Genomic DNA, 16,534 nt, shown 5'->3' on the forward strand with positions numbered 1-16,534 from the left:
GGAGGAACACTATGCTTGAACAGCAGTTCGGCAAGCGAATCCTCAGATTATCGCAAAGGAGAATCGAATATGTCAGAGACAGTTACTGAAACAAAAACGGAGCAATCCGTAGCTGGTACCGCAAGTGGGCAGCAGGAGCTCCTGGAGCAGCTCTTAAAGCCGGAGGTGCAGCAATCGCTGACCGCTCTGGTAGAGCAGCTTCCAAAATTAAATGAGCTCGTTGGGGTTTTGACGAAAACGTATGATTTTGCCAAAGCGGTGGCAACGGATGAAATCCTGAAGAATGATACGGTTGGCGCCATTTCGGAAATTGCCGGCCCAGTGGTAGGCAAGGTGAAGCATTTGGCTGCTAACGTGATCGAAGCGAAGGATCGCGCAGAGGAAAGCCAAGAAGTGATTGGCGTGTTTGGGTTGATGAAGATGTTGAAGGACCCGCAAACGCAAAAGCTGCTCCGATTCGTTAACGCCTACCTTCAAGTGTCCGGTGAACGGGACCGCCAACAAAACTAACGGAGGAATACGATTATGTCAAAACATATTTTAATTTTGGGCGCCGGCTATGGCGGCGTACTCAGCGCATTGTCGGCCCGTAAGTTTATGGATAAATCGCAGGCGCGGATCACGGTGGTTAACCAATATCCGACGCATCAAATCATTACAGAGCTGCATCGCCTTGCTGCGGGCAGCATTTCCGAACGCGCGGTTTCCTTGCCGCTTAATAAGCTGTTTAAAGGCAAAGATATCGATTTGCGGATCGCGAAAGTAGAGAGTTTTTCGGTGGATAAAAAAGAAGTGAAGCTCTCCGACGGCACCGTGTTGTCCTATGACGCACTGGTTGTTGGTCTGGGCAGCATTACGGCGTACTTTGGCATCCCAGGCTTGGAGAAGCACAGCATGGTGCTGAAATCGGCGGACGATGCCAAACGGATCTATGCGCATATCGAATCGCGGATTCGCGAATATGCGGCAAGCGGCAACGAAGCCGATGCTACGATCGTGATCGGCGGCGGCGGATTGACCGGCGTCGAGCTGGTTGGGGAAATCGCCGATAAGCTGCCAGAGTTGACGAAGAAATACGGCGTACCGCAAAGCGACATCAAGCTCCTGCTCGTAGAAGCTGGACCAAAGATCTTGCCAGTGTTGCCGGATGCGCTGATCGAACGCGCGACTGCCAGCCTTGAGAAACGCGGCGTGAAGTTCCTAACTGGCTTGCCGGTAACCAATGTGGAGGGCAACACCATCGATCTCAAGGATGGTCAAAAGATCGTCGCCAACACCTTTGTTTGGACCGGCGGCGTGCAAGGCAATCCGCTGGTTGGCGAATCGGGACTGGAAGTCAACCGCGGCCGTGCTTCGGTGAATGAATTCTTGCAGTCCGTCTCTCATCCAGACGTATTCGTTGCAGGTGACAGTGCCGTATTTATGGGCCCGGACGGTCGTCCTTATCCGCCAACGGCGCAAATCGCTTGGCAAATGGGTGAGCTGATCGGTTACAACCTGTTCGCTTACCTTAACGGCAAGACGATGAACGCATTCAGCCCGATTAACTCCGGTACGCTGGCCTCGCTTGGCCGCAAAGACGCTGTAGCGACAATCGGGGCAAGCAATACCCAGTTGCGCGGCTTGCCAGCTACGTTGATGAAGGAAGCAAGTAACATCCGGTATTTGTCCCACATCAAAGCGCTGGATGCTTTAGCTTACTAAACGCCTTAAATATAAAGAGTCGCCCAGGAGGTTATATCCTCGGGGCGACTCTTTTTTTTCGTTATTCCACACTGCTTGGTTTATACTACTCCGTGAGCGATCATGGCGTCAGCAACCTTCAGGAAGCCGGCAATGTTGGAGCCGACAACTAGGTTGTCGTCATACCCGTATTCTCTAGCTGCGTTTACGCTGCTGCGATAGATGTTGCGCATAATGTCCTTCAGCTTAGCATCCACTTCCTCAAACGACCAGGCGAGTCTTGCGCTGTTTTGCGCCATTTCCAGAGCGGAAACAGCAACCCCGCCGGCATTGGCAGCTTTCGCTGGTCCGAAGTATACGCCATTGTTCAAATAAACTTCGATGGCTTCCAGCGTAGACGGCATGTTGGCCCCTTCAGCGACATATTTGACGCCGTTGGCCACCAATAGTTTCGCGGAGGCTTCATTGATTTCGTTCTGTGTTGCACAAGGCAAAGCGATGTCGCAAGGGATGCTCCAGATATTTTGGCAACCTTCTACATATTCCGCAGTTGGATGCTCGTTCACATATTCCTTGATCCGTTTGCGCTCGACTTCTTTCAAACGCTTCACGGTTGCCAGATTAATGCCGTTCTTGTCGTACACATATCCGTTCGAATCACTGCAAGCTACAACTTTCGCGCCAAGCTGCTGCGCTTTCTCAATCGCGTAGATCGATACGTTCCCGGAACCGGAGACAACAACGGTTTTTCCGACGAAGCTGTCGCCCCGGCTTGCCAGCATTTCGTTGGTGAAGTAAACCAGCCCGTAGCCGGTAGCTTCGGTCCGCGTCAAGCTGCCGCCATAGTTCAGGCCCTTCCCGGTCAGAACGCCGGTTTCATTGCCATACAGCCGTTTGTATTGGCCGAACATGTAGCCGATCTCGCGAGCACCTACGCCGATATCGCCTGCAGGCACGTCGGTATCTGGACCGATGTATTTGGACAACTCGGTCATGAAGCTTTGCGTAAAGCGCATCACTTCAAGATCGGATTTGCCTTTCGGGTCGAAGTCCGATCCGCCTTTGCCGCCGCCGATCGGTTGACCGGTCAATGAGTTCTTGAAAATTTGTTCAAACCCTAGAAATTTGATGATGCTGGCATTTACAGATGGATGAAAACGAAGTCCGCCTTTATAAGGACCAATCGCGCTGTTGAATTGAACCCGGAAGCCTCGGTTCACTTGGACTTTGCCTTGGTCATCGACCCAAGGAACGCGGAAGGTGATCATTCGTTCCGGCTCGACGATGCGTTCAAGAATCCCATGCTCTTGATATTTTGAATGTTTGGCGAAGACAGGAACCAGCGAGTCAAGGATTTCCTTGACGGCTTGATGGAATTCCGATTCCCCCGGATTCCGTTGTTGTACGGTCTCATATACCTGATCTACATATTTGCGAGCTGCCTCCAGGCCTGCTTCGCGTTGCTGTGTTAAAGCCATGATCCACTCCACCTTTCTGATGTGCGTAATCGGATGAGTACGTTCACCATTTCACGATAATTATGACCTCTATTGTAATATTGATGTCAGCTATGAACAAAGCTAATTTGAGATCAACTTGATGATCGAATGAGATGAACTGGAGCGGAAGAACGGCTTTGTGGCAAGGCGGAATAGGAGTATTATGTCCGGAAGCCGCGGTTTCAGACACAAAAAGACCGGCTCCACAGGTTCCTTCCGTGCGGTTCCGGTCTCTCAAAATTTAAAGAAAATTATTTCTGGAAAGCGTTCCAGGAAGTGACTTGATCTACCGACAGGCGCGCCGTTGCGTGGGCTGGTTTTGCAGCTTTCCCGATTGCGATCAGCAGGATTGGTTTCAGCGTTTCAGGCACTTCAAATGCTTCGGCAAATTGCTCGGCATTGTATCCGGCCATCGGTACGGTGTCGTAGCCTTTGGCTTTGGCGATCAGCATCAGTTGCATCGATACCAATCCAGCGTCGAACAGGTTGACTTGATGCAAACGTTCCGGTCCCATGCCGCCATAGCCTTTATGCAGACGCTCGACAAAATTATTTTTGACCTCTTCCGTCATTGTCCCAAGACGCACCGACTCGGAGTAGATCTCTTCGGCCCGTTCATACGAACGAAGGTCTCCCAGTACTGCAATCACAGCGGACGAATCCACAACCTGCTGCTGATTGTTGGCGATCGGGAGCAGCTTCTGCTTCAGCTCAGGCTCGTCGATGACCAGGAAACGCCACGGTTGCAGATTAGATGAGGACGGAGCGGACAATGAAAGCTCGATGATCTCTTTCAATTCCTCGCGGGGAATTTTCACAGACGGGTCATAGGCTCGAACAGAATGTCTCTCTTTAAGTACGGTATAAAAATCTTTGACGTCCACTTGATTTAACGTGCTCATGTTCTCTCCACCCTTTCATTTTTTTCCTGTGACTAGTATAAAATGTAACTGTAATAATTTCAAGTACAGTTAATGAGAAAGGTGGCAGAGCACCAAAACTTGTGGTTCTTAAGGATAAACAGTATCTTAAAGAGGTAGTTGGTCGATTACAGTTTGATCATACAGGGAGGGGTACACATGACATTACAGATCGGAATCGTTGGAACAGGTTGGTTTAGCAAGGTGCATGGGGATATTTTGGCAAGTTTGGACGGCGTTCGCGTGACAGGGGTTACCGGAACGACAGCCGCTAAAGCACAGGCCTTGGCAGACCGCTACCCAGGAGCGATTGGCTTCGGGAACCTCACGGATATGCTGGATTCACTGAAGCTGGATGCTGTTTATCTCTGTATCCCGCCAATGGCGCACGGGGAGATCGAAACCGAGTTGATTGAGCGCGGTATCCCTTTTTTTGTGGAGAAGCCGCTGGCAGCCGACTTGGAGACGCCGCAACGCATCCTCTCGCGGTTGGAGCAAAAGCCGTTGGTTCATGCGGTAGGCTATCATTTTCGTTATAAAGAATCGATCCGTCAGTTGAAGGAATCGCTCGAAGGACAGAAGATTGGGATGGCTCTAGGCACCTGGATGGGCGATATGCCGCAAGTGGCTTGGTGGCGTAACCAAGAGGGGTCTGGCGGACAGTTCGTGGAGCAGACGACCCATATTGTAGACCTGCTTCGCTACACCGCAGGCGAAGTCCGCGAGGTGTATGCTGCCTACGGGAATCGCGTGGTGCAGGAACGCTTCGAGAACGTCACCGTCCCGGATGTGGGCACCGTCACGATGAAGCTGCAAAGCGGGGCCGTTGCCACCATCTCCAATACCTGTATTTTGCCCGGCGGCGTGTCCGAAGTAGGTCTGAAATTGTATACGGATTCAGGTATTTTGACTTGGAGTCCCGAGCGGCTGGAGATCGATCTTCCGGGGACGAAGACGGCCTACACGGGGAAAGACAACCCTTATTTGGCTGAAACGGAGGCATTTATTCATGCTCTGCGTACCGGCGATACGTCGCGGATTTTATCCGATTATGCGGATGCTGTAAAAACGCAACAGATTACCTGCGCCGCCCTGGAGTCGGCCCGGACGGGGAATCCGGTTCGCATTGGAGAGTAAACTTAAGGGAAATTTGAAATAAATGTGATCTTTTTCGTTGTGGAAAGATAAAGAAATCCAGATTTGTAATCCGAATCACAATTCTCTTCGTTCCGTCATCTTATCCTGATTCTGTCTAGAGGAAAGGAGAGACGAGGAATGAAGGGAAATCAAGCCCAGAACTCATTTTTGAAGGGAATTTTGATCTGTGTCCTTTTGCTAAGCTTCACGGTGCTTATTGCTGGAGGATATTGGATTTTTAAATCGCAGGCACCTACGCCGCTTAAAGTTGTCAATAGTGCGGGTAAAGTTCTGACGACTCAGGAGCAGATTACCGGAGGTCAGGCGGTATTTCAGAAGTATGGTCTGATGGATTATGCCACCGTGCTGGGTCATGGCTCTTATCTTGGGCCGGATTACACCGCACAGGCGCTAAAAATCATTACGGATGCCATGCATGACCATCATGCGCAAGCCGAGTACGGAATGGATTATGCCGATCTGGCCCCGGAGCAGCAAACGTTGATTTTTGAGAAGGTCAAGGCGGAAATGAAGCAGAACCGCTACGACAAAAATGCAAAGACCTTGGTGCTGACAGACGGTCAGGCAGAAGGTCTGAAGCGGGTTCGCGCTTATTATGATCACGTCTTTACGGAGGGCGACGGGCGCGGTATCCAGCCAAATTTATTCGAGAACGATACGATGCCGGAAGAAGGCCGCGCTTATGTGGCGCCAGGGGATATGCGCAAGCAAATTGCAGACTTCTTCTTCTGGACCGCATGGCTGTCCGGTACGCAGCGACCGGGCGACACGATTACGTATACGAACAACTGGCCGTATTTCGAGGATGCGGGCAATACGATGGGTTATTCCGCCGTACTTTGGAGCGGCATCAGCATGACGATTTTGATTTTAGTGCTGGGAATAATCCTGTATTTCTACAACCGCTACCGGCTGTATATGCAGGAGGCTTATGAGCCGGGCAATTTCCCGGTGCTGGATCTGAACCGTATGCCGGTGACGTCTAGTCAGGTGAAAACGGCGAAATATTTTCTCGTCGTTGTGCTGCTCTTTCTGATCCAGGTAGGGTTTGGCGCTTTGTTGGCGCATTATTACGTTGAACCCAACACCTTCTTTGGGTTAGATTGGATCGTCAAGCTGTTCCCGTTCAATATCGCGAAATCGTATCATTTGCAGCTCGTGATCCTATGGGTAGCGACGGCATGGCTGGGAATGGGGATTTATGTGGCCCCGCTTGTTGGCGGGAAGGAGCCGAAACGCCAAGGACTGCTGGTAGACATCTTGTTCTGGGCGCTGGTCGTGCTTACGGCGGGAAGTACAGTCGGGGAATGGCTTGGAGCCAAAGGTTACCTCGGCAACCTGTGGTTCTGGCTGGGCCATCAAGGCTGGGAGTACCTGGAGCTGGGCCGTTTCTGGCAAATCCTGTTGGTCATCGGTATGGCGATCTGGCTGTACATCGTGTACCGCGCAATCCGCAGCGCGCTGCGGATGGAAACCGATAAGGGCGGGTTAACGCATTTGCTGTTCTATTCGGCGATCGCGGTGCCGTTCTTCTATATCTTTGCCTTTTTCTTTAATCCAACAACTTCATTCACTTACGCCGACTATTGGCGGTGGTGGATTATCCATTTGTGGGTCGAAGGGATCTTTGAGGTGTTTGCCGTCGTCGTCATCGGCTTCCTGATGGTACGAATGAAGTTGGTTACCAAGGAATCGACGATTCGCTCTCTGTTGTTTCAGTTGATCCTGCTGCTGGGCAGCGGGGTGATCGGGATTGGCCACCACTATTACTATAACGGGTCGGCCGAGATCTGGATTGCCCTGGGCGCGGTCTTCTCGGCGCTGGAAGTCATTCCGCTGACGCTGTTGATTCTGGAAGCGTACGATCAATACAAAATGATGAAGGATGGCGGTCAGACGTTCCCTTACACCTCCGCCTTCCGTTTTCTGGTGTCAACCGCGATATGGAACTTGGTTGGCGCCGGGGTGCTCGGTTACTTGATCAACCTGCCTGCGGTGAACTATTTCATGCACGGCTCCACGCTGACGACGGCGCATGCCCACGGTTCAATGATGGGCGTGTACGGGATGTTCGCCATCGCCGTATTGTTGTACACGATGCGCAACATCGTGAAGCCGGAGCAGTGGAACGACAAGCTGCTGCGCATCTCTTGCTGGGGTTTAAACATCGGATTAACCGGGATGATCGTCATCACCCTGCTGCCGGTTGGTTTTATCCAATTGAAGCATTCGTTTGACTTTGGGTTCTGGTCGGCGCGCGACTTTTCGTTCTATCAACAAGATACGGTAAACCTGCTGCTGTGGCTGCGAATGATTCCGGACACGATCTTTATCGTCGCGGGGATTGTACCGCTGGTATACGTGATCGTTCGTTCGATGTTCCACCTGCGCAAGCCTAATGTCACCGAAGAAGAAAACTTCGAGTAGGGGGCGGGGAAGATGAGCCATTCCAGTCATCTCCTGCGCTCCTTCCCCTTATTCCAAGGGCTGACGGCTGATGAAGCAGCTCAAATCGCTCGGCTTACCGTTCCCCGTCTGTTGCCAAGGCGGGCGGCGGTGTTCCGGGAAGGGGATGAGGTGGAGTCAATCTATTTTGTGGCGAACGGGTTAATCAAAACAAGCCGAACGGACGAGAAAGGCAATGAACAGATCTACTCGTTCCTGAAGCAAGGCGATATGTTCCCGCTGACGGGCCGTTTTGATGCGGAGGTCTCGCCAGTGACCGCCACAACTGTCGTTGAGACCAGCTTGCTGGCCCTCCCGCTTCGCACGTTTGAGCAGCTTCTGGCGGGATCGCCGGATCTGGCGTTCAAGATGATGGGGCTGATGAGCAGCAAAATCCGCGAGCTTCAAGACAAACTGTTGAATTTCAATCAACGGGGTGTGGAAGACCGTGGAATCTCGTTTTTGATTTATCTGGCGGAGCATTTCGGCGTGAAGCGGGGGGAGGAAGTGGTGGTTCCGATCCCGATTACACACCAGGAGCTCGCCAGTACCATCGGATTTGCCCGGGAATCGGTGAGCCGCCTTCTGACCAGCCTCCGCAAGGAAGGCATCGTTCAGGTCAGCCGCAAAGGCTTCGTCGTTTCCAATCTACAGGCCTTGAAGGAAAAGGTATGTGTTAAAGAAAATTGCCCGCATTGCCGCAGCCTGCAGGGCGTAAGGCAAGGTTAATTTCTTGCAGACGAGTTACCCCAGCGTACGAATCTTTATCCATCACTGACACCCCCCTCGCCTCGCGTAAGAAGGCAAGGGGGGTGTTTGGTTTGAACCGACAAAAAAAGAGCCCCGCTTCAGCGAGGCTTCAAGCATCAATATATAAAATTTGGAGGAACCTAAACGAAGTACCCTGATTGGCCGAACGTGCCGTAGGGTTAGAAGTGAAATACAGCCATCAGCATCGGGGCGACCCCTAAAGTAAACAGGGCAGCCAGGATCATGGAGATGCTGGAAATTGTCCCGGTCAACGTGCTGAGCTCAAACGCCTTGGATGTCCCGGTGCCATGGGCACTGGTCCCAAACAATACACCTCGGGCAACCTCGCCTTCAATGCGGAACAGTTTCATGACGAGCGGTCCCAGCATGGCGCCCAGCAACCCGGTCAAAATTACAAAGACCGCGGTAATATTCGGCACGCCGCCGATCACCTGCGATACATTCATCGCGATGGGTGTCGTAATCGAACGTGGAATCAAGCTGTTAATCAATTGGGTGTCCAGATGTAACCATTCCGCGAGCACGGCGGAGGAGAACATCGCGACCACCGAGCCGCAAAGTACGCTAATGAGAATTTCTACAGCGTGTTTTTTCAGGACGTTGTAGTATTTGTACAGCGGAACAGCAAACGCAATCGTTGCCGGTTGCAGCAGGTTGCTAAGCCATTTTCCGCCGGAATGATAAGTTTCATAAGGGATTTGCGCCCAGAGTAAGCCGATCACCAGAATCAACGGAGTAATCAGCAACGGGGACAGATACACTCTTGGCCGTATCCGGTACAGCCGTTTAGATAAAGCATAGATCATGAGGGTAGAAGCTAAACATAGTATGCCAAGGATCATGAAGTTCGGCCCTCCTTTCGTTTTTCGATGCGAGAGGCGACAAGCCCGGAGCAAACCATCACGATGACGGTGCTCAAGATGACTACGATCAAGATCCGTACGCCTTCGCTTTCGAGCAGAGGAATGTATTGCATGACGCCGACGGCAGCAGGAACGAAGAACAGCAGCAGCTCGGCCAGCAGCCAATTGGCGCCCCGCTCAATCCATTTCAGCTTGACGACGCCTGTTTTTAACAAGATAAACAACAAGGCAATGCCAATAATGGAACCTGGTATCGGTAAATGGAGCAGCTCCGCGACTTTATTCAAGGCCATCGCGGCGAAGAACAGGATGGCGACTTGAACAATCCCGATGCCGATCTCTTTCATCTTGTTCATTTCAGCAGCTCCCTTCTTTTTTTGGTTAGTAATGAAATTTTACATCGATTATTTTCATGAGTAAAATGAATATAAAGAATAAATATCATTCCACTTCGTTATAGAAAATTGAGCTAAAGGGGTTCAGACGGTTGGATATCCGACAAATGCAGGTTTTAATCGAAGTCGCACGGCTGCGAAGCTTCACGAAGGCGGCTGAAGCGCTGTACATCACGCAGCCAACCATCAGCAAAACGATTAAGGCGATGGAGGAGGAGCTGGGGGTAGTGCTGTTTGACCGCGTGGGCAAAAAGATCGAGCTGACCGACGCGGGACAAATTATCGCAACGCAAGCCCAGCAGATCGTGACCTCGTTTCAGAATCTGATGGCAGAGCTTGACGACTTGCGTAATTTAAAGAAAGGACATCTTCGTATTGGGCTTCCGCCGATGGTGGGGGCGAGTTTTTTTCCGAGGGTGATTGGGGAGTTTCATCAACGTTATCCCGACATTACGATTCAATTATTTGAGGACGGTGCCAAAAAAGTAGAGCAAGACGTCGCCAAGGGATTACTGGATGTGGGCGTGGCCGTATTGCCGACCGTGGAGGCGGAGCTGAGCTATTTTCCGTTCGTGGAAGAGAAGCTGAATCTAGTCGTCCATCCCTCGCACCGGCTGGCAGAACGGGAATGTGTCGAATTGGCTGAGCTAGCCCCGGATGGGTTCGTGTTGTTCCGTGAGGACTTTACACTGCATGACCGTATCATCGGGGCGTGCGCGAAGGTCGGGTTCCATCCGCATATCATTTACGAGAGCTCCCAATGGGATCTAATCAGTGAAATGGTGGCGGTCGGTCTCGGCATCACTTTGCTGCCGGAAACGATTTGCCGCGAAATCGACGACGAAGGCGTGCGGATTATCCCGCTCGTCAACCCGGTGATTCCGTGGAAGCTTGGCATTATTTGGCGTGACGATCGGTATTTGTCTTTCGCTACTCGGGAATGGATCCGGTTTGCACAGGAGGTCTTGACGCCACATTCGGAATAAATCGAGAGTGCATGCAGTGAACGGTTGCTTGAAAAGGTGCATATTTCCCGGGAATTTGACAGATAGTAAGGGCGCATGTCGAATTTCGAATACCTTGAAAAGCATGAAGGAGAGACAGCTGTGAAGTTTGCTTTAATCTGTTCATTGCTGGTCAGTTTGCTGTTCGGAACAGGGGTCCCTGTGGCGGATGCCCAAGCGGACGTTGCTCATCATTTCGGATTTAAAAAGAGCGTTGGCGGTCAGCTCCCCTCTATTAATGAGGAAGGGTTCAAAGATATTATCGACAAGCACGGCGCGATTTTCTTCGGTGATCCTGCGAGCAAAGCGTTGTTTCTGACGTTTGACAACGGATACGAGAACGGGTATACCGCCCCGATTCTGGATACGTTGAAGGCGAAGAAGGTACCTGCGATATTTTTTGTCACTGGCCACTACATCAAAGATCAGCCGGAGCTGCTAAAGCGCATGGTTGCTGAGGGCCATTTGATCGGCAACCACTCCTGGAGCCACCCGGACATGACGACGATCTCCGATGCCCAGATTCGGGAGGAGCTGGAGAAGGTCAAAAGCGCCACGGCAAAGGTCACCGGGCAAGCCAAGATGGACTTCTTGCGCCCGCCTCGCGGGATATTCAGCGATCGAACGCTGCGTGTGACGAAGGAGCTGGGGTATACGAATGTGTTCTGGTCCGTGGCTTATAAGGACTGGGATGTGAACGACCAACGCGGAGCGGATTATGCTTATCAGAAGGTGGTATCGCAGCTGCATCCCGGCGCCGTGATCCTCCTGCACTCCGTCTCCAAGGACAATGCGGCGGCACTGGGAGCGATCATCGATGAGGCTCGCCGGCAAGGCTACGAGTTCAAGAGTCTGTATGAGTTGAAACCAGGGCAGTCGCGTCCATAACTCTGTTTCCCACTTCGACCGTAACAATCGGGCATTTCGACCGGTTGGGCGGTCTTTTTTTTGGTTCTATGTCCGAAATTTGAGGGTGCTTGACTTCGCTTAGGCGGGTTATTATAATTAGGTTTACAAATAAATAGGATACCTAAATATTAAATAATGAAAACAAATGAAAAGGAGGGGTTGATTTGTTCACCGGTGACAACTCACAGGCGCAGCGGCTGCTGAAGACGTTTCACCGCTTTCGGAGAATGGATCTGAGCAAACTTACGCCATCGGAGTTTAAACCCAGCGAAGTCCGATTGATGTTTTATATTTTGCATGGCATGGAGAAGGATGAGCGTGGCGTAACGGTTTCAGAGCTGAGCGCGATGCTGGAGGTGGCTTCTCCGACAGTCACGCCACTTGTTCGCAGCTTGGAAGAGCGCGGGATGGTGCTGAGGTATAACGACAAGGAGGACCGCCGGGCGGTTCGCGTTAAGCTGACGGAGCAAGGAATCGCACATATTAAGGAGCTTGCCAAGAAAAGATCGGCCCAAATCCAAGGGTTGGTTGAATTTTTGGGTGAGGAGAAAAGCCAGCAGTTAATTGAACTGTTGGAGCAGGTGTACATGTATATCGAAATGAACGCCAACCCTAATAAGAGTCAAGAGCAATGATATGAATAGACATGTGGAGATGATGGAAATTGATCAAACTTTTCCGCAATTTGAAACCCTACCGCTGGCTTGTGGTAGCGGTGCTCGTACTCGTCTTCTTCCAGACGTTATCCGAGCTGTATTTGCCAACGCTGATGTCCGACATCGTAGATCATGGGGTCGTAAATGGTGATACCCCGTATATTTGGAAAATCGGCGGTCTGATGCTGCTGGTTGCACTTGGAGGCATGGCCTGCTCCATCGCCGCCAGCTACTATTCTGCCAGAGCGGCGACTGGGTTCGGGAAGCTGCTCCGGGGCAAGGTGTTCAAGCATGTATCAAACTTTTCGCTAGAGGAGTTTGATCGCATCGGCACTGCCTCGCTGATTACCCGTACGACCAACGATATTACCCAAGTCCAGCAAGTGCTGATTATGATGCTGCGGATGATGGTTATGGCGCCGATGATGTGTCTGGGCGGCATTATTATGGCCGTCTCGAAGGACGCCACGCTGTCGCTGGTACTGGTAGTGGTTCTGCCGGTCTTGGCCGGAGCGATCTTCCTCATCGCACGGAAAGGACTGCCTTTATTTAAAGCGATCCAGAAAAAAATCGATAAACTGAACCTCGTTATGCGCGAAAGCCTGACCGGGATTCGCGTCATCCGTTCGTTTAATCGGACGGACTACGAGAGCAAACGGTTCGACGCGGCCAACCTCGACTTGACCGATACGTCGATCAAGGTCAACAAAATTATGGCGTTTATGATGCCGGTCATGATGCTGGTGATGAACCTGTCCTCCGTAGCAATCATCTGGTTTGGCGGGCTGCGGATCGACTCTGGACATATGCAAGTTGGGGATCTGATGGCATTTCTCCAGTACGCCATGCAAATCATGTTCTCGCTGGTGATGGTCTCGATGATGTTCGTGATGATTCCACGGGCGTCAGCTTCAGCCAGCCGGATCAACGAAGTGCTGGATATGGTTCCGGTGATCAAAGATTCGGCGAAGGGCAAATCTTCATCGACTGAGGTCAAAGGGCTGGTCGAGTTCCAGAATGTGACCTTCAGCTATCCGGGTGCGGAGCAACCGGCGGTGCAGGATCTTACGTTTACCGCCAAGCCGGGACAGGTTACGGCGATCATCGGCGGGACGGGCTCCGGGAAATCCACGTTGATCAGCTTGATTCCGCGGTTTTATGATGTGCAGGAGGGAAGTGTCCGGATAGACGGTGTGGATGTCCGTGATATGACCCAAGAGGAGCTGCGCAGCAAAATTGGGTTTGTCCCGCAAAAAGCGGTGTTGTTCACTGGAACGATCAGCGAGAACATCCGTTATGGCAAAGAGGATGCGACTGACGAAGAAGTGCGGCGCGCCGCGGATATTGCCCAGGCGACCGACTTTATTTCCAAGATGGAGCAAGGTTTTGAATCGCCGATCGCTCAGGGCGGCACCAACGTGTCGGGCGGTCAAAAGCAACGGCTGTCGATTGCGCGGGCTTTGGTTCGTCCGGCGGAAATTTATATTTTTGATGACAGCTTCTCGGCTCTGGACTTCAAGACCGATGCGAAGCTGCGGGCAGCTTTGAAGGAAGAGACGAAGGAGGCTACGGTGATCATTGTGGCGCAGCGGGTAAGCACTGTGCTTGACGCGGACCAAATCATCGTTATGAACGAAAGTCAAATCGCCGGCATCGGCACACACCAGGAATTGATGGAAACTTGCGATGTCTATAAAGAAATTGTGTATTCGCAGCTTTCGGAGGAGGAGATCGCATGAGTCAGGAGCAATCATCGAATAAGCGCAGATTCGGCGGTCCTCGTCCAGGGCATGGTCCGGGTCATGGCGGCCCCCGCATGGGGATGCCGGTGGAGAAAGCAAAGGATTTCAAAGGAACCCTAAAACGGTTGATCCGATACTTAAGACCACATAAATATCAATTAATGGCTGTATTTGTGATGGCCATTCTGAGTACGCTGTTCAGCATTTTTAGCCCCAAGGTGATGGGGAAAGCGACAACCAAGCTGTTTGAAGGAATCGTTGCGAAGGTTCAAGGGGTTCCCGGCGCGGAGATCGACTTTCATTATGTATGGCAGATCATCATGATCCTGATCGGATTGTATGTGCTGAGTGCGTTGTTTGGGTATGTCCAACAGTATTTGATGGCCGGCGTGGCTCAGAAGACGGTGTATGACCTGCGGAAGGATGTAAACGCCAAGCTGAACAAGCTGCCGCTCAAATACTTTGACGCTCGAACACACGGGGAAATTCTCAGCCGGGTCACCAATGACGTCGACAACATTGCCGGAACGTTGCAGCAAAGCTTGACGCAGCTGATCACCTCGGTCCTGACGATCATCGGGGTGATCGTGATGATGCTGTCGATCAGCCCGCTGATGACCTTGATTGCGGTGCTGACGCTGCCGCTGAGCATTGTGGCCATCACCTCAATCGCCAAACGTTCGCAGAAACAGTTTGTCAGACAGCAAAAAGAACTTGGCCAACTGAACGGCCATGTTGAAGAAATGTATACCGGCCACAAGGTAATTAAGGCGTTTGGCCGCGAACCGAGATCGCTGGAGCAGTTCGACACCATTAACGAACGGCTGTATGAAGCCGGTTGGAAAGCGCAGTTTATCTCCGGCGTAATCATGCCGATCATGAGCTTTATCGGCAACATTGGATATGTGCTGGTGTCGGTGGTTGGCGGGATCCTGGTGACCAAGAAATCGATAGAAATCGGGGACGTACAGGCGTTTATCCAGTACGCCCGTCAGTTCACGATGCCGATTACGCAAACAGCGAACATCGCTAACATCATCCAGTCGACCGTGGCTTCGGCGGAACGGGTGTTTGAAATCCTGGATGAAGAAGAGCAGGTGCCGGAAGTGGCGAACCCCGTGGTTCTGGAAAAACCTCGCGGCGACGTGGCGTTCAATCACGTTCAGTTCGGCTACGATCCGGAGCATTTGCTCATCGAAGATATGAACATCAACGTGAAACAGGGACAAACGATCGCCATCGTCGGGCCAACCGGCGCCGGCAAAACAACGTTGATCAACCTGTTGATGCGCTTCTATGAAGTGAATGGCGGTTCGATCACCGTGGACGGAGTGAACATCGCCGAGATGAGACGCGGTGACCTGCGCAGTCTGTTCGGCATGGTCCTGCAGGATACGTGGCTGTTTAATGGCACGATCCGTGACAACATCGCTTATGGTCGGGAAGGAGCCACCGATGAGGAAGTGGTGAAGGCCGCCAAAACGGCGTACGCCGACCACTTTATCCGTACGCTGCCGGGCGGTTATAACACCGTGCTGAATGAGGAAGCATCGAACATTTCACAAGGGCAGAAGCAGCTCTTGACGATCGCCCGGGCCATCCTGGCTGATCCGGCGATCCTCATTCTCGACGAAGCCACAAGCAGCGTCGACACCCGGACTGAGGTGCAAATCCAAAAAGCGATGAAAGAGTTGATGAAAGGCAGAACCAGCTTCGTTATCGCCCACCGCCTTTCCACGATCCGCGACGCCGATCTCATCCTCGTGATGAACCACGGCACCGTCATCGAAAAAGGCACGCACGACGAATTGCTGGCCCTTGGCGGCTTCTACGCCGACCTGTACAACAGCCAATTCACCCAAGGTAGCTTCGAGCCCGAAGCCGTATAAGCGTTGGCGGTCAAAATCGCCCTGCGTTCAAATGGATTTAACAATGATGATGGTACGCCCCTGTTTGGAAGGGGCGTATTTCTTTTTACTAGGGGGCGGGGGTATCTCTGCTGGGGTCCTTTACACGATTATCCCTTTCGCTCAGATGGCGGGGAGGGGTATGTTTGGGAGGGTCCTTTCCATGATTATCCCTTTTGTTCAGATGCTGAAAAGTGATATGTTGTGTGTTGTCTGTAGCCACGTTTCCTTAGTTCTGTAATTTGAGTCAATGTGCTAGATGGCTTCCTCGCGCTTTTGTATCTGAGCAAAAGGGATAGCTGGTGTAGCATTCCTCAAGCTTAGTAATCTGAGTTAAAGGGATATTGGTGTAATGAACCTGAACCAATGGGATCATCGTGCAAAGAGATCACCGCGCAAAGGGACGTTCATACAAAGCATCCGCATCTGATCAGCTGGATTAACGAGTATCCAGTAGATGAACTGATGAATCGGGATAATGGTGTAATAGAGCCGGTAGTGAGAGCTCGTGTCCATGAACTGATCGAAAGGGATAATGGTGAAAATGAACTGATCAAGGGAGATTCTTAGTCAAAGCCCGGC

14 protein-coding genes are annotated in these 16,534 nt (G+C 51.7%); 10 read left to right on the top strand and 4 right to left on the bottom strand.

Going from position 1 to position 16,534, the window contains the following annotated elements; translation table 11 throughout:
* The first annotated feature begins 69 nt into the window (after positions 1–69).
* Together M891_RS0113325 and M891_RS0113330 are read left to right on the top strand one after the other, a co-directional pair.
* Positions 70–510: a DUF1641 domain-containing protein gene (locus tag M891_RS0113325; protein ID WP_016314257.1), complete on the top strand. Its 441-nt coding sequence runs from the start codon at positions 70–72 to the stop codon at positions 508–510.
* A 15-nt stretch (positions 511–525) separates the two neighbouring features.
* On the top strand, positions 526–1,704 hold the full coding sequence (locus tag M891_RS0113330) for an NAD(P)/FAD-dependent oxidoreductase (RefSeq protein WP_028539193.1): 1,179 nt from the start codon (positions 526–528) through the stop codon (positions 1,702–1,704).
* An 80-nt stretch (positions 1,705–1,784) separates the two neighbouring features.
* Here the strand turns inward: M891_RS0113330 and gdhA are convergent, their stop codons facing one another.
* The gene (gene gdhA / locus M891_RS0113335; protein ID WP_028539194.1) at positions 1,785–3,161 is read right to left on the bottom strand and encodes an NADP-specific glutamate dehydrogenase; all 1,377 of its coding nucleotides are present in this window, start codon (positions 3,159–3,161) and stop codon (positions 1,785–1,787) included.
* Between the two features lie 272 nt (positions 3,162–3,433).
* The gene (locus M891_RS0113340; RefSeq protein WP_028539195.1) at positions 3,434–4,084 is read right to left on the bottom strand and encodes a nitroreductase family protein; all 651 of its coding nucleotides are present in this window, start codon (positions 4,082–4,084) and stop codon (positions 3,434–3,436) included.
* Positions 4,085–4,261: 177 nt separating this feature from the next.
* On the opposite strand from M891_RS0113340, the gene M891_RS0113345 reads away from it, so the two are divergent.
* The 3 genes from M891_RS0113345 (at position 4,262) to M891_RS23910 (ending at position 8,434) form a co-directional block, all read left to right on the top strand.
* Complete coding sequence (locus tag M891_RS0113345; RefSeq protein ID WP_028539196.1) at positions 4,262–5,239, top strand: Gfo/Idh/MocA family protein; 978 nt, start codon at positions 4,262–4,264, stop codon at positions 5,237–5,239.
* Positions 5,240–5,377: 138 nt separating this feature from the next.
* Positions 5,378–7,687, top strand: a complete 2,310-nt coding sequence (locus M891_RS0113350; RefSeq protein ID WP_028539197.1) for a nitric-oxide reductase large subunit — start codon at positions 5,378–5,380, stop codon at positions 7,685–7,687.
* A 12-nt stretch (positions 7,688–7,699) separates the two neighbouring features.
* Positions 7,700–8,434: a Crp/Fnr family transcriptional regulator gene (locus M891_RS23910; protein WP_051416987.1), complete on the top strand. Its 735-nt coding sequence runs from the start codon at positions 7,700–7,702 to the stop codon at positions 8,432–8,434.
* Positions 8,435–8,634: 200 nt separating this feature from the next.
* Here M891_RS23910 and M891_RS0113360 read toward each other — a convergent pair whose 3' ends face one another.
* Together M891_RS0113360 and M891_RS0113365 are read right to left on the bottom strand one after the other, a co-directional pair.
* The gene (locus M891_RS0113360) at positions 8,635–9,318 is read right to left on the bottom strand and encodes a CidB/LrgB family autolysis modulator (RefSeq protein ID WP_036700438.1); all 684 of its coding nucleotides are present in this window, start codon (positions 9,316–9,318) and stop codon (positions 8,635–8,637) included.
* On the bottom strand, positions 9,315–9,686 hold the full coding sequence (locus M891_RS0113365) for a CidA/LrgA family protein (protein WP_028539199.1): 372 nt from the start codon (positions 9,684–9,686) through the stop codon (positions 9,315–9,317). Before M891_RS0113365 ends, M891_RS0113360 begins: the two co-directional genes overlap by 4 nt.
* 140 nt (positions 9,687–9,826) lie before the next feature.
* Here M891_RS0113365 and cidR point away from each other — a divergent pair, with 140 nt between their 5' ends.
* From cidR to M891_RS0113390, 5 genes are all read left to right on the top strand, one after another.
* Positions 9,827–10,720, top strand: a complete 894-nt coding sequence (gene cidR, locus M891_RS0113370) for a cidABC operon transcriptional activator CidR (RefSeq protein ID WP_028539200.1) — start codon at positions 9,827–9,829, stop codon at positions 10,718–10,720.
* A gap of 75 nt (positions 10,721–10,795) precedes the next feature.
* Positions 10,796–11,626, top strand: coding sequence for a delta-lactam-biosynthetic de-N-acetylase (gene pdaA, locus M891_RS0113375; protein ID WP_374700817.1), 831 nt, complete (start codon positions 10,796–10,798; stop codon positions 11,624–11,626).
* Positions 11,627–11,811: 185 nt separating this feature from the next.
* Positions 11,812–12,282, top strand: a complete 471-nt coding sequence (locus tag M891_RS0113380) for a MarR family winged helix-turn-helix transcriptional regulator (protein ID WP_028539202.1) — start codon at positions 11,812–11,814, stop codon at positions 12,280–12,282.
* A gap of 29 nt (positions 12,283–12,311) precedes the next feature.
* Positions 12,312–14,042, top strand: a complete 1,731-nt coding sequence (locus M891_RS0113385; protein WP_028539203.1) for an ABC transporter ATP-binding protein — start codon at positions 12,312–12,314, stop codon at positions 14,040–14,042.
* On the top strand, positions 14,039–15,934 hold the full coding sequence (locus M891_RS0113390; RefSeq protein WP_028539204.1) for an ABC transporter ATP-binding protein: 1,896 nt from the start codon (positions 14,039–14,041) through the stop codon (positions 15,932–15,934). Before M891_RS0113385 ends, M891_RS0113390 begins: the two co-directional genes overlap by 4 nt.
* The last annotated feature ends 600 nt before the right edge of the window (positions 15,935–16,534 follow it).

This window comes from Paenibacillus sp. J14 (assembly GCF_000518465.1).
Classification (GTDB): Bacteria; Bacillota; Bacilli; order Paenibacillales; family Paenibacillaceae; genus Fontibacillus; species Fontibacillus barengoltzii.